The sequence below is a fragment of the Ligilactobacillus agilis DSM 20509 genome (genome assembly GCF_001436215.1).
Taxonomy (GTDB): domain Bacteria; phylum Bacillota; class Bacilli; order Lactobacillales; family Lactobacillaceae; genus Ligilactobacillus; species Ligilactobacillus agilis.
Genome location: NZ_AYYP01000030.1, coordinates 1 through 14373 on the forward strand (window position 1 = coordinate 1; position 14373 = coordinate 14373).

Genomic DNA, 14373 nt, shown 5'->3' on the forward strand with positions numbered 1-14373 from the left:
ACTGACCCTACACATTTGGTTTGTCTAAAACTTTGTTCAGTTTTCAAAGATCTACTTCTTTGTCGTAGCGACAACTTTTACATATTATCATTTCAAAAATATAAAAGCAAGTAAAAATTATAATTTCTTAGTAAAATCAAATTTTATACTTTTCATACGACATTTAAAATTTTAACTGACCTTGTCATAATTGTCAACAACCAATTAAAATTTTCTTTCAAGCAAATACTTTCGTATCAGCAACGAATATTATCTTACCAACTATTTCTTGGCCGGTCAATCTTTTTTTACAAGTTTTTTAAAAATATTTTAAAGCCCGAATTATATTTAAAATCAGATTAAAAAGTTCGTATTATTCCAATCTAATAACTTAAATTCATTAAAATCATTCGTTTCTAATACCGTAACACTCGTATTAGCCACTAACCCAGTAGCTCTAATTTCTTCAAAACTCTTTCCCAATAAGCTCTTAACAGCAAAAGAAATCACCAAAGCGTGGGCTGCCACCAAGACGTTTTCCTCAGCTTTAAATCCTTCTTCAAAAATCGACTTCAACCCAGCTTGCACCCGATGGGTAAATTGATAATAATTCTCTCCGCCTAGTTTTTCGCCTTCAAACTGACTAGGATACTTTAAAAATTGCTCAAATAATTCTTCTCCTTGATGGGCTGCTACTAAATCACCATCCCACTTTCCAAAGTTCATCTCCCTTAGGTCCGCTATTTTCTTAATCTTAGGAGCCACCTCCCACTGATCAACTATATTTTGGGCTGTAACTACCGCCCGTTCTTGTGGACTAGCAAAAGCCCCCGCAAACTTAAGATCAGCTAAATAACTACCGACCTTTTGGGCATTAATAATACTTTCAGGAAGTAATGGTGAGTCAACCGCCCCACCCTGAAACCTTTTTGCCAAGTTAAATTCCGTCTTACCATGTCTCACTAAATAAAATCTCATCTGCCTACCCCTTCATTTAAAGATAACTTTATAGTAGCAATAGTAACTAGCACTAGCAAATTTTGCAAATAAAAATGCCCACCGCCCCTAAAAACGGTAGACATTTTTCCTACTATACTAATAACTAACAAATTAAACCTTTTGACCAAAAATCTGCATTTTAATCTTTTGCCCGGTAGGTGTTCCGGCTAGCCCACCAATTCCAGTTTCTCTCAATGACTCAGGAAGGTTCCGGCCAACTTTATCCATCGCAGAAATAACTTCGTCTGCCGGAATTTTGCTTACGCAACCTGCTAAGGCCATATCGGCTGAAATAAGCGCATTACCTGCCCCAATCGCATTTCTTTTGACACATGGTAACTCTACCAAGCCTGCGATGGGATCACAAACCAAGCCCAACAAGTTACTGATAGCCATTGCCAAAGCCTGGGCACTCTGTTCAGCGTTACCACCAGCGGCTTCAACTGCGGCGGCAGCTCCCATTGCGGAGGCACTACCGACTTCGGCTTGGCAACCACCACTAGCTCCAGCAATGCAAGCCTGGTTGGCAATAATCATCCCAAAACCACCAGCTGTAAACAAGAACCTTATCATTTGTTCTTCACTTAAGTTTAGTCTTTCTTCCAACATAAACAATATCCCAGGTAAAGTTCCGGCAGAACCAGCTGTCGGGGTGGCACACACAACCCCCATTGCAGCGTTAACTTCGTTAGTAGAAATAGCTGCTTGGACCGCACTCATAACGGCGTCACCCGAGAGCGATTTGTGCTCTTGGCGATACTTCTTAATTAAGACAGCTTCCCCACCGGTCAAACCCGTCTTAGAGTAAACACCATCACCCGTTAACCCTCGTTTTACAGCGGCCCGCATCGTTTCGAGGTTATTTTTCATCTTATCCCATACTTCTTGTCTAGAAGCACCAGATGTTGCGCATTCCTCCTGAATCATCAGTTCAGAAATAGGAATATTTTGTGACATTGATTTTTCAACTAATTCTTTGACACTTTCCATTTTAAAAATCTCCCAACCTTATAGACAAATTATTCCATCGTACTTAGAGGCTAAGCTCTTCTTAGTCTTATCGCGCATATAGTTTTTGATATTGAACTCATAGATATTGCACTCTTTTCCTTGTAGAACTTGCCGATTTTCAAAGGGTGCTACTCTTTCGATTTCTTTTGTTAAGGCTAATTCTTTTTCCTTATTCTTATCGCTATCTATATAAAGAATAATTGGCAGTGGTCCGGCCGGTCTGATTTCCATACCCCGTAGCATTATTTCTCTGATTTCGATTGCCCCACCACCAATAGAGCAACCTGATACCCGCATCTTTTTATCACGACCTACCATATCTAAAACAGCTGTGTTAGGGTGATTAATCGGACTATCGCCCGGTTCTTCAATAAATTCAATCTCTAAGCCCATCTTCTTGGCTATCTCTTGAGAATTAGGAACACGAGGATCATCCGTTTCAAACCCCATTACCCCAGCGGTAATTGCATAATCTGTACCGTGACCCTTGTGGGTTTGTGCAAAGGAACCATAATAATGAACTGTTACTTCATCAGGAATTCCGCCAAATAATTTGTTAGCGGCTTACCCAATTGCAACCGCCCCCGCTGTATGAGAACTAGAAGGACCAATCATAACGGGACCGATAATGTCAAATACACTTCTGTAATTTCCACTCATCTTTCTTATCTCCTTTACTTGATTATGCTAGTAATTAAACAGCTGCGTGTCCATGAACTACATGGCCAGCTTCTTTTTCATCTTTAGCTTCGCGAATTTCATCAATGGTGTGAATCTTAATGTCGGCATGGTTGAAGAAGTAAGCCCCAACGTATGCCCAAATCGTACTATTGATAAATATCAAAATAACTGCTATTAAAGTTTTTACGAGCGGATTCATTCCGAAAACAACGATCAATCCGGCCCAAGGAGTAGCCATCCCTGTAACTCTCACTACCAAGCCAAACATGGTTACAATAATACCATTGATTGCCCCGGCTACCAAGTTAGTTACAAAAATCGGAATTGGGTTAGCTGAAATAATGTCTAATTGAGTTAGCGGTTCGATTGTGACCGCAATTGTGGTGGCGTCGTCTCCAAACTTCATCTTTCTAAAGAAGGAGAAGTTTAAGAAGGAGTTCCCTGTACAACCTAAGGCCCCGATAGCCATTGGTGTACCAACTAAGCCAATTAAACTCGTCAATACCATTGATGATAGTGGAGTCATTCCTACTAGCGGAATAATTGCCCCTAAAACGGCCCCCATCACGTAAGGGTTGCCTTTAGTTGCCGCTGTAATTGTACCACCAATTACAGTTAAAATTCCCATTACTCCTGGTTGGATTAAGGTTGCCACTAAATTAGTTAAGAGCGGAGCAACTAAAACCACGACGATTAAATCCAAACCACCGGTAACTCTTTTTTCGATTTCCTTAATTAAGAAGGAAATTAGGTAGGCAGCAATAAAAGCTGGTAATAATTTGAACTTCATCAAAGAAATTCCGACAATCATTGAAAAGACTGGGCTGATTCCAAACGCAAGTGGTACTAAAGCACCAGCTGCTAAACCACCCATTGAACCCATGACATCCCCGATTTGGCGTGCAATCTCAACGTGGAACACTTCACCAATCGCATAACTTAAAAATGCTTGTGGTAAGAAGGTAGCACAAGCTGCACCGGATAAAGCACTAACTGATTTACGACCATAAGGGGCTTTAAAAGTGAATAAACTCATAAGCGCAATTACTGCAAACAACATCAAAACGCCTAAAACAATAGACATAATTACTCGCCTCTTTTTTGTTATTTTGATAATTAATTATCTTTATGATAAAAGAGTATCACTTAGATAATATTTTTGCAAGCGCTCTCTTGTGGTTTTTTTCACTTATTAAAACTTTTATTATTTTAGTCCGCGATTTACCGGCTTTTTCCACAAAAAATCACCAATTATTAAACTTAAATTAGTTTTAGTTGCATAAACATATGTATCTTTAATCATATTTGTAGTAAAATGTTATATATAAGTATTATCAATCTGATAATAAACTATCATCTTATGGAGGGATAGCTATGGAAAGTAATGAAATTCGAACCTATATCGAATCTTTTATCCCGCTTGTTAAATTCATCGCAAGTATCTTGGGCCCTAATAGCGAAGTGGTCCTTAATGATGTTACAGACTTAGAACATTCTGTCATTCACATTGAAAACGCTAACATTACCCACCGTAAAATCGGTGACCCCGCTTCTAACCTAGCTTTGCGCACTATTAAGGCGGGTAAGAAAGAAAACCGCGATTTCATCGCTAATTACCGGGGCCGGGCTGGCAACACCAACCTTCGCTCCTCCACCTACTTCATCCGCTACCAAGGTCAAATTGTAGCCATGATTTGCGTCAACACTGACCAGTCCAGCTTAAATAATTTAACTAAACAACTAGAACTTGTCAACCAAGCCTTCAACCTACCGACCCATTCTTTGGAAGGCTATGATGACCCTAACCAATCACAAGAACCGGTGGAACACTTTAACCAATCAAATGACTCCTTTTTAAAGAACGTTGTTGCCGATAAGTGCCAGGAGTTAAATGTGTCCGTCAAGTACCTACGTAAAAAGGATAAACTAGCCATTATCCAGACTCTTTATAATGATGGCTACTTCTTATTAAAGGACTCCGTTGCCCATGTGGCTGCCGAACTAAGCACTTCGATTCCAACCGTTTACCGCTACTTAAACCAGGTTAAAAAATTAGATAACTAAGCAAAAACTGCCCCCACTTTAAAAGCGGAGGCAGTTTTTGTCTACCAACTAAGAAGCGCCGCTACTTTATCAGTAGCGGCGCTTCTTGCTTTATTAGTCTTGTTTAGTAATAACTTCTAACCCGTGTAAGTAAGGTCTTAATGCTTCAGGCACAGTAACCGTACCATCTTCGTTTTGGTAGTTTTCTAAAATAGCAGCTACCGTTCTACCAACGGCTAAACCAGAACCGTTTAGGGTGTGAACATATTGGAGCTTACCATTTTCATCCCGGTATTGAATCCGCGCCCGTCGTGCTTGGAAGGCTTCACAGTTAGAACATGAAGAAATTTCCCGGTAAGTATCTTGGGCTGGCATCCAAACTTCAAGGTCATGAGTCATAGCAGCACTAAAGCCCATGTCCCCAGTTGAAAGGGTAATTACGTGGTAAGGCAAGCCTAATTTTTCCATGATGTTACCGGCATTCTTAGTCATCTTTTCCAATTCAGCGTATGAGTCTTCTGGCTTAGTGTACTTAACCATTTCGACCTTGTTAAATTGGTGCATCCGAATTAACCCACGGGTATCGCGACCAGCACTACCAGCTTCAGATCTAAATGATGGTGTTAAGGCCGTGAAGTAAACTGGTAATTTTTCAGTTGGGATAACTTCTTCACGGTAGTAGTTAGTCAATGGTACTTCGGCAGTTGGAACCAAGGTCATATCTTCACCGTTTACTTGGTAAACTTGGTCCTTGAACTTAGGGAATTGACCAGTCCCAAACATTGCCTTGGCTTTAACAATGTATGGAGGTAAGACTTCTGTATAACCTTCTTTAGCGTGTTCATCTAACATAAAGTTGTAAACGGCCCGTTCTAATTTGGCACCTAAACCTTTGTAAAAGACAAACCGTGCTCCAGAAACCTTAGCAGCCCGATCAAAATCGAGAATACCTAAGTCTTCCCCAATGTCCCAGTGAGCTTTAGGTTCAAAGTCAAACTTGCGTGGAGTTCCTACCTTGTACAATTCTACGTTGGCATCTTCATCAGGTCCAACTGGAATGGTTGGGTTAGGCATATTTGGTAGGCGGGCAGCCATATCATTAACACGTTCTTCAACGGCTGCTAACTTTTCATCAAGTTGCTTGATTTGTTCCCCAACTTCGCGCATTGCTACGATTTGTTCTTCGGCACTTTCACCATTACGTTTAGCGTTAGCGATAGCTTCTGAAACTTCGTTACGATGCTTCTTCAAATTTTCTGCTTCAACCAACAATTCCCGCCGCTTCTTATCTTCAGCTAGTAAATCATCGATTTCTTTTTCTTCAACCCCACGGGTTGCTAAACGACGCTTATATTCTTCTACGTTATTACGCATGTCCTTCATATCTAACATAATAAAAACCTCCCTAGAGTTATATCACATCAAGGTTTACCTACCGTAGCTCAACTTTTTGCAAAAAATAAAAAGCCCTCTCATCCCCAACATTGGGACGAAAGGACTTCTTACGCGGTACCACCCAAGTTCAATGACAACTGTCATCACACTTAATTGAGTTAACGATCTCCCGTGCAGCATTACCTGCCCATACAACGAACGCTGGAGTTTCGGCTCATGATTCTCACCAACCATCATGTCTCTGGACTGCCTACTTATGGCGTACTCTGATGTTTCTTATAACTTACCTACATGGTAAATCATCTATTTTTAAAATTCAAGTCTTATTTTTATTTTTTGGTAATTTTTTATCTAAAAACTGATAATTATTTATCAGTTTGCTCATGTTCCAGTTCGTGCCGGGTTAAATCAATCTCGGTCAACGGAATTAACTTCGTCTTGTAACGGAGCTTGTAGTATAAATACAAAATAATAAATAACGGTACTGACATGTAGGTTACCGAAATGGCTTGCCAATCTAAGTTAGCAAAGGACTTAATATCCTGCCCAACGATGACCAATAAGCAAATGATTAAAGCTAGTAAGGGCCCGACTGGGAACCACTTAGCCTTGTAGCGCAACTGGGATAAATCTTTCCCCTGCGCTTTAAAAGCCCGCCGGAAGCGGTAGTGAGCTAAGGCAATTCCAACCCAAGCGATGAATCCAGTCAACCCACTAGCACTAACCAAGAAGGAATAAATTTGTTCGCCAAAAATACTGGAAAGAAATGTTAATAACCCAACTAAGGTCGTCCCTAATAAGGCTGGCATTGGAATTCCACGCCCGTTTACCTTACCGAAAATCTTAGGAGCATCCCCACTCACTCCAAGCGCAAATAACATCCGGGTGGAAGCGTACATACCTGAGTTAGCTGCGGAAACAACCGAAGTTAAAATAACGGCATTCATGACAGAAGCGGCCGAGGCCAGTCCTGCCCGTTTAAAGACTAGGGTAAAGGGACTAATGGTAATATCACTTGCATCAGACCCTAATAGGTTAGGACTAGTGTAAGGAATTAAGCACGCAATTACAAAAATAGCTAGAATATAAAATAATAAAATTCGCCAGAAGACTTGCTTAATAGCCTTAGGGATACTTTTAGCCGGATCTTTTGACTCACCAGCCGTAATCCCAATTAATTCCGTTCCTTGGAAAGAAAAACCTGCCACTACAAAGACCGTCAAAATGGAGGGAACTCCCCCTACAAAGGGCGCCTTTTTATAAGCAAAATTTTCCAAATAGGTCGCATGACCACCCATAATTCCCACGATTGTCAAAAAGCCGACTACCAAGAAGATCAAGACGGTCACCACCTTAATTAGCGACATCCAATACTCTGTTTCCCCAAAAGAAGCGACTGATAAAGCGTTAATTAAGAAGATGATAATTAATGCCCCTAAACTAAAGACCCAACTAGGTACATGGGGAAACCAGTAGCGTAAAACAATCGCCGCCGTTGAGATATCTACCGCCAGCGTAATCGCCCAGTTAAACCAATAGTTCCAACCCATTGCAAAACCTAGGGCTGGATCTACAAACCGCCGCGAGTAAGTCGCAAACGAACCGGTCACAGGAAGGTAGGTCGCCATTTCCCCTAGTGAAGTCATCAAGAAATAAACCATTAAGCCAATCCCGATGTAAGCCACTAAGGCTCCACCTGGTCCGGCAGTTGAAATTGCTGACCCACTGGCAACAAATAACCCCGTACCGATACTCCCACCGAGGGCAATCATCGAAAGGTGCCGTGTCTTCAAAGCACGCTTCACATTATTTTTTTCCGCCATTGCGAAAAAACCTCCTAAAAAATAATTTACTAGAGGTTAGGCACAATTAAGAAATAATAATTAATAAATAAAAGAGCGGACCTAAAGAAAAGGTCCGCTCTTACTAACAGTCATTAATCATCAGTGTCTGAATAGCGCTCCGCAGTCATAGGCTGCGACAGTCCCTAACTTATTCAGTTAGGGCCCAGCAAGTAAGCTTAAGGAACTCACTTGCTTCGGCATTCTCTCCTTTAGCCCAGCTTCTTTGCTACCTTACTAGCTCAGCTCGGTTACTCATATCGAATGCGACCTCTTTTCAATACTGACTATTGTATAAAATTTACTTGCAAAAAACAAGTTTTTCTTAATCGGCTTCTTCGGCACTCTTAATCTGTTGCCCCATACTTTCTAAATCGGCTTGATGTTCCATGAATTCCTGGTTATCAACCGGTAAGTGTTGCTCGATTGTCGCAAATGGTTGGAGGTAAACCTGAGCTTGGTCAATTTCAAAGCCCAAAATGTGGCCCCCCATCTTCTTAGCGTTGTTCAAGTAATGAAGGTGATAGCCGGCAGCTGCCATTCCTTGGAACAATTCTGGGGCAAAGTAGCCCACCACCGTTCCTTGACTATCCGCTTCTTCAAAAACAGCTTGCTTATTAGCCACTTCCACTAAGGTTGGGTAAGGTTTTACTTGCCCTTCTACCGCCCTAGTTTGCATGTGCTTGAACTTACCTACAATCTTAACGGCAAAGAAGATATTGTGGTAAGGATACTTGGCTAAAATCTGCTTACCCAGTGCTTGCATGGATAATCCTTGTGCAGCAAATTCAACCTGTGGCTGGTCAAAGTGAACGGTGGCAAAGGGAATCATCGTTTCCGCACTTAGGGTCTTAACTTGGCCGTTGGCTTGGACCAAATAAGGAGTGCCATCTAAAACAATCATTTCCCCATTTAAGCCCGTGGCCGTTCCAATCCCCGTATCACCATGCGCAAGTAGCTCGGCTAGCTTCATGGTTCCATCGAATAAACCTGGAACTAAGAGCGCAAGCGTGCCATGTTGGTAAACTTTTTGTCCATCTTTTGTCATTGTAAAGACCTTCTTTTAAAAAAATTAGTGTAATTGGTCGTCTAAGATTTGCTTACCTAATTCTTGGTTGTCGCTGTAATCAACCGGAACGTCAACGATGACTGGTCCATCGATTGCAAAGGCTTCGTCTAAGACCTTTTCTAAGTCAGCAGCCTTGTTGACCCGTAGCCCCTTGGCTCCAAAACTTTCTGCATACTTAACGAAGTCAACCGGTCCAAATTTAACCGCAGCTGATTGGCCGTACTTCATTTCTTCTTGGAACTTAACCATGTCATAGTTACCATCATTCCAAATAATGTGGACGATGTTAAGGTTCAAGCGGACTGCTGTTTCTAAGTCTTGGGCAGAGAATAAGAAGCCACCATCACCAGAAACTGAAACGATTTGGGTATTAGGACGAACTAAAGCAGCAGAAATAGCCCATGGTAAAGCTACCCCTAGCGTTTGCATCCCGTTACTAAAGAGCAAGTGCCGTGGTTCATAACTCTTGAAGTGGCGTGCCATCCAAATATAGAAACTACCAACGTCAACAGTCACAGTCATGTCGTCAGTCACGCGGTCTTGCAATGCTTGGATGATGCTTAGTGGGTGGCTCCGTACTTGTCCTTCTTCTAAGGCAGGCGGTTCATCCCGCAAAGCTTCTTCTTTTCTGATTGAATCCAAGTATGCTTGGGAATCTTCCGGTAGCTTGTAACCCTTCATGTATGGTAATAAGAAGTCTAAGGTTTGAGCAATGTCCCCAACCAATTCCTTTTCAGGTTGGAAGTTCTTATCAATTTCTGAACGCATTGAATCGATAACCACGATGTGAGTCTTACCATCTTGGTTCCAGTTACGTGGTTCGTATTCGATTGGATCATAACCAATGGCAATTACCAAATCACTTCGCTTAAGCAACTTATCACCGGGTTGGTTTCTAAAGAGCCCTACCCGGCCAAAGAAGTCGGCTTCCATATTGCGTGGGATAATCCCAGCCCCTTGGAAGGTTTCAACAACTGGTAAGTGGGTAGCAGCAATCAAGTTCCGGATAGCGGCAGTTGTATCCGGATCAGAAGCCCGCATCCCTAGTAATAAGACCGGCAACCGTGCTTCTTTAATCCGTTGGGAAAGCAAGGTTGATTCGATTGGACTAGCAGGTCCCAACTTAGGTGGAATCCGTGGTGCAATTACTTCAGTCTTAACTTCTGAATCAGTCACGTCTTGTGGAACTGATACAAAACTTGCCCCTTGCTTGGATGACTCTGCTTCTTGGTAAGCATTAGCGATAACTTCGGAAATGTTTTCTGGTTCTTGAACTTCGGCGCTGTACTTAGTAATTGGCGCAAACAAGGCAGCGTTATCCATGCTTTGGTGAGTTAAACGAAGTAAGTCGGTTCTTTGAACCTGACCTGCAATTGCTAAAACAGGGTCCCCTTCAGCAGTTGCTGTCACCAAACCAGTTGCTAAGTTAGACGCCCCTGGACCGGAAGTTGCAATTACAACCCCTGGCTTACCGGTAATTCGTCCAATCCCAGCGGCCATGAAAGCGGCGTTTTGTTCGTGGCGAGTAACAATTAACTTAGGTGCCTTAGGATTAACAGGATGTTCTAAACGTTCAAACACCCGGTCAATCTTTGCTCCTGGAATCCCAAAAACATATTCAACATCATGATTGGCTAAACTATCAACGATAGCATCAGCGCCAAAACGTTTCTTTTCTTCTGACATTTCATCCTCCTATTTTTTGCCCTTAACTACTTGTTTTCTTACCAATCTTAGCACCTTAAAAATAATAATTCCAACCTTAAGAATTATTGTGAAATCCTTAATTTTAACTAGATACTAAAAGCTTTTATAATCGACTCTAAACCCCTCTCAAAACTTTGTGAATTTGTGTAATTTTTCGCTTTTAAATGGTAACGCTTACCCGGTATATTTAAATAACTGTGCCCCCTTGCGCCAACTTCCTTGCGCTTCAAAGTTACACTTTTACAACAACCTCAGTGAGGCCTCATTATTAGGATACACGTAGGCCAGTACTTCCTTATCGCCCAAATTCTTACAAAGAGCTTGCAACGCTTCGGTCATATATCCACGCTGCCAGTAGTTACTATTTAGAGCGTAACCTAACTCAAATTTGCTACTAGCAAAGCTAGGGTAAAAGCTAATGTTGCCGATTACCTTTTGGTGTAAGTGACTGTAAATCGCTAGTGCCCCCTGATTTTGCAAGACTTCTAAAAATAATAACGCCCCCCGGATATCGCTAACGGCTGCCTGGGCAACCTTTTTTTGGCTGGCATACTCATAGACATCAGTCAAATCGTCAATCACATAGGGTCTAAGTAGTAATCGTTTCGTCTTAATTTCCATTACTTTTTCCTGGCTTTCCGCCGTTTTTTGGCCTCCCTAACAGGGTCGATAAAAGTATAGTCGTTGTTAGTAACCACTTGCTTTTTAGTCGCTAATATATAAGCTGCTATTTCGCCAACAACTGGGATAAAGACCATTACAATTGCAATGACTGGAATCTCCGCATCCCTAAAGCGTCTGATTAGGGCACTCATATTAGCAATCAAGATGAAGCCAATAAATACCCTCACCATAAAGTTCAAAAAGAAGTTGGCAAAATTAGGCTCAACGCTCCTAAGTCCCGTCACGACTACGGATAAGACTAGTGAAAATATAAAAGTCAAACCAATCATCCCTACAAAGCTCCACCAAAAATCGGCCCGGCCCATTCGTTTATTAATATTGAACCAGTCTTTTAGGTATAATTTTGTCGACGGGATTAACCCAGGCTTTTCATTTTCATTTGCCCGCGTTACTTTGCCCTTAAGCTTTTGCAACTCTGAGCGCTGTTCTTCTTCGGCTTTCAAGATGCGCTGGTAGCTTGCATTTAAATCGTCATAATCGCCTTCAAAAATCTGTTTGAAGATATTATCTTGGTCTGGTTGCTCCTCTTTTTCTACCTGGGGCGTCTCCTTTTTTAAGGGTTCACTTTGATAGTAATACTGAGCTTGGTCCGCCCCACAATGATAGCAATAATTAGAGTTTACCGGAATTTCTTGCTGGCACTTCTTGCAAGCTTTTTGCTCCTCATCATCCTTAAAACGATCCTGGCTAACCCCACAAGCCGGACAAACCCGCTCTGCCTCACCAATAATGCGACCACAACGTTGACAATAATAATCCATTACTTCCATCCTTCCTTAATAACACTAATAAATTCTTTCAAAATCGGCCGTAATTCCTTGCCCTTAAGCCAAATTAGCGCCATCTGTGTTTCCCAAGCTGGATAATCAACCGGAATAATGCGACAATTACGGGCTAATTTAGCAATCGATTCAGGTACAAGCGCCAGGCCTAGTTTCATCTCCGCCCAGTAAAGTGCGGTTCGAGCGTCATCACATTCCATCAACACATTGGGCTTAATCCCATAATGTTCAAATGAATCGGTGAAGATATTCTTAAACCGCCGATAGATAATGAGGGGATGTTCTTCCAAATTCGTTAAAGTAAAACTGGTTGGTAGCTGGGGGGAATAGCTATTAGCACTAACTACCACCATCTTTTCTTTAGTGAGGTAGTTTAATTTTAACCCCCGCTGATTAAAGGGCGTCCGCACAATGGCCAAATCCAGCTGGCCTTGGTGAAGCTTCTCGATAATTCCATAGGTATTGTCTTCGTAAATTTCATAACTAACATCCGGATAGCGTGCTTGAAAATCGGCTAAGGCTACAGAAGCCATAAACCCACCCGATGAAGAAATTAGGCCTAACGAAATTGTCCCAAGCTGTCCTTGATTAGCCTTACGGACTTTTTCTTCAGTCACCTGGGTTAAATCCACTATTTGGCGGGCGTAGTCCGTTAGCATCTTCCCTGCCTCAGTTAAAATTACCCCCTTAGCGGTTCGTTTAAACAACTTGACGTCTAAATCCTTTTCTAACTCCTTTAACTGATAGCTTAATGGCGGCTGGGCAATGTGCAGCCGCTTAGCCGCTGCCGTTACCTGCTTTTCTTCTGCCACGGCTAAAAAATACTTTAGTTGCTTTAGATTCAAAGCTCCACCCCCTAATATACTTTTTTTATATATCATCAAGTATAAATTAGTATTTTTCATATATCAATATTAGTGCTATCATTTAACAGAAGCTTTATAAAAAGGAGTTTTTTTGTTATGCTTACAACAGCTTTGACCATGTTACTAGTCGGCATCTTTGCCGGGACCATGGGTGCCATTTTAGGAATCGGGGGCGGAATGATTATCACCCCGATTGTTACCTTAGCACTAGGGTTAGACATTAAATACGCTATTGGCGCTAGTATTATCGCCGTAATTGCCACCAGTTCAGGGGCAACCATCGCCTACCTTAAAGATGATGTTTTGAACTTACGGGTGGCAATGTTTTTGGAAATTGCCACCACCATTGGTGCCATCGTTGGTGCCTTACTAACGGGCTATTTCAATGGCAACATCTTATACTTCTTGTTTGGCGCCTTACTGGTCTTTTCTAGTTGGAATATGTACCGTAAGTTGCGCTTGGGTAAGGAAGTCTTAAAACGAGCTAACCCTGATAAGCTTGCGACTAAATTTAAGTTAAATAGCTCTTATTATGATAAAAACCTCAACCAACAAATTGATTACCAAGTAGAAAATATCCCCTTAGGGCTATCAATTATGTTTGGCGCCGGCCTAGCTTCCGGAATGCTTGGAATCGGTTCGGGAGCCTTTAAGGTTATGGCCATGGATAACGCTATGAAGATGCCTTTAAAACCTTCTAGCGCCACCAGTAACCTCATGATGGGGGTGACCGCCGCTGCTTCTGCTACCGTTTACTTCTTTAACGGAGCCATCAAACCCGAAATAGCTGTCCCCTTAGCCTTGGGAATTTTAGGAGGGGCTGCCTTAGGAAGCAGAATTATGCCACACCTGCCCGCTAAAGTTATTCGGATGATCTTTATTCCCATCCTCCTTTACCTGGGCTTACAAATGATTCTTAAAGCATGTGGGGTGATGATTTAATGACTAAACACGATTTACAAACTGAAATGAATCAAGTTGAGCTCTTAATCGGGAAAATTATGCGGATTGGGGTTTTAATTGCCGCCTTCGTTATGATTATCGGTCTTGGTTTACTACTAGTCACCGGTAAAAGTGGTTACCCCGGTACCCTCTACCCAACAACTCTGCAAGCCATTATCGCCGGTGTCTGCGCTTTTAAGGCCGCTGCTTGGATGATGCTTGGCATTTTCCTACTAATCTTGACCCCAGTCTTGCGCGTTGTTATTTCAATTTACGCCTTCGCTAAGGAAAAAGATCACCTCTATGTTTGGATTACCTCCATCGTCTTAGTGATTCTCGTTATCAGCTTTATCATCGGTCATCACTAGGAGGGA

The 14373-nt window shown here is 41.9% G+C and carries 13 protein-coding genes, 1 pseudogene and 1 riboswitch; of the genes and pseudogenes, 3 read left to right on the plus strand and 11 right to left on the minus strand.

What is annotated here, in order from left to right; translation table 11 throughout:
- Window positions 1–333: 333 nt before the first annotated feature.
- From FC14_RS04345 to FC14_RS04360, 4 genes and pseudogenes are all read right to left on the minus strand, one after another.
- Window positions 334–957 (minus strand): histidine phosphatase family protein, encoded by a 624-nt coding sequence (locus FC14_RS04345; protein ID WP_056976625.1) that lies wholly within the window; start codon window positions 955–957, stop codon window positions 334–336.
- 132 nt (window positions 958–1089) lie between these two features.
- Window positions 1090–1968 carry an L-serine ammonia-lyase, iron-sulfur-dependent, subunit alpha gene (gene sdaAA / locus FC14_RS04350; protein WP_050611249.1) on the minus strand — a complete coding sequence of 293 codons (879 nt, stop codon included), beginning with the start codon at window positions 1966–1968 and terminating at the stop codon, window positions 1090–1092.
- A gap of 18 nt (window positions 1969–1986) precedes the next feature.
- A pseudogene (locus FC14_RS04355) lies at window positions 1987–2649 on the minus strand (serine dehydratase beta chain).
- Window positions 2650–2683: 34 nt separating this feature from the next.
- On the minus strand, window positions 2684–3754 hold the full coding sequence (locus tag FC14_RS04360) for a PTS sugar transporter subunit IIC (protein ID WP_056976626.1): 1071 nt from the start codon (window positions 3752–3754) through the stop codon (window positions 2684–2686).
- A 290-nt stretch (window positions 3755–4044) separates the two neighbouring features.
- Between FC14_RS04360 and FC14_RS04365 the strand changes: the two genes are divergently transcribed.
- Window positions 4045–4734 carry a helix-turn-helix transcriptional regulator gene (locus tag FC14_RS04365; RefSeq protein ID WP_056976627.1) on the plus strand — a complete coding sequence of 230 codons (690 nt, stop codon included), beginning with the start codon at window positions 4045–4047 and terminating at the stop codon, window positions 4732–4734.
- A 93-nt stretch (window positions 4735–4827) separates the two neighbouring features.
- Here the strand turns inward: FC14_RS04365 and serS are convergent, their stop codons facing one another.
- The 7 genes from serS to FC14_RS04400 all read right to left on the minus strand — a co-directional run bounded on the left by serS (window position 4828) and on the right by FC14_RS04400 (window position 13036).
- A complete protein-coding gene (gene serS, locus FC14_RS04370; RefSeq protein ID WP_056976628.1) occupies window positions 4828–6105 on the minus strand; it encodes a serine--tRNA ligase in 1278 nt (425 codons plus the stop codon).
- Window positions 6106–6473: 368 nt separating this feature from the next.
- Complete coding sequence (locus FC14_RS04375; protein WP_050611254.1) at window positions 6474–7931, minus strand: amino acid permease; 1458 nt, start codon at window positions 7929–7931, stop codon at window positions 6474–6476.
- Window positions 7932–8055: 124 nt separating this feature from the next.
- Window positions 8056–8233, minus strand: a riboswitch (Lysine riboswitch).
- A 41-nt stretch (window positions 8234–8274) separates the two neighbouring features.
- Window positions 8275–8997: an acetolactate decarboxylase gene (budA, locus tag FC14_RS04380; RefSeq protein ID WP_056976629.1), complete on the minus strand. Its 723-nt coding sequence runs from the start codon at window positions 8995–8997 to the stop codon at window positions 8275–8277.
- A gap of 24 nt (window positions 8998–9021) precedes the next feature.
- Window positions 9022–10704 (minus strand): acetolactate synthase AlsS, encoded by a 1683-nt coding sequence (gene alsS, locus FC14_RS04385; protein WP_056976630.1) that lies wholly within the window; start codon window positions 10702–10704, stop codon window positions 9022–9024.
- A 261-nt stretch (window positions 10705–10965) separates the two neighbouring features.
- On the minus strand, window positions 10966–11346 hold the full coding sequence (locus FC14_RS04390) for a GNAT family N-acetyltransferase (protein WP_056976631.1): 381 nt from the start codon (window positions 11344–11346) through the stop codon (window positions 10966–10968).
- Window positions 11346–12170 carry a DUF805 domain-containing protein gene (locus FC14_RS04395; RefSeq protein ID WP_056976632.1) on the minus strand — a complete coding sequence of 275 codons (825 nt, stop codon included), beginning with the start codon at window positions 12168–12170 and terminating at the stop codon, window positions 11346–11348. Before FC14_RS04395 ends, FC14_RS04390 begins: the two co-directional genes overlap by 1 nt.
- Window positions 12170–13036 carry a LysR family transcriptional regulator gene (locus tag FC14_RS04400; RefSeq protein ID WP_056976633.1) on the minus strand — a complete coding sequence of 289 codons (867 nt, stop codon included), beginning with the start codon at window positions 13034–13036 and terminating at the stop codon, window positions 12170–12172. The genes FC14_RS04395 and FC14_RS04400 overlap by 1 nt, the downstream gene beginning before the upstream one ends.
- A 117-nt stretch (window positions 13037–13153) precedes the next feature.
- Here FC14_RS04400 and FC14_RS04405 point away from each other — a divergent pair, with 117 nt between their 5' ends.
- Together FC14_RS04405 and FC14_RS04410 are read left to right on the plus strand one after the other, a co-directional pair.
- Window positions 13154–13999, plus strand: coding sequence for a sulfite exporter TauE/SafE family protein (locus FC14_RS04405; protein ID WP_056976634.1), 846 nt, complete (start codon window positions 13154–13156; stop codon window positions 13997–13999).
- Window positions 13999–14367: a DUF1634 domain-containing protein gene (locus FC14_RS04410; protein ID WP_056976635.1), complete on the plus strand. Its 369-nt coding sequence runs from the start codon at window positions 13999–14001 to the stop codon at window positions 14365–14367. The genes FC14_RS04405 and FC14_RS04410 overlap by 1 nt, the downstream gene beginning before the upstream one ends.
- Window positions 14368–14373: the final 6 nt, after the last annotated feature.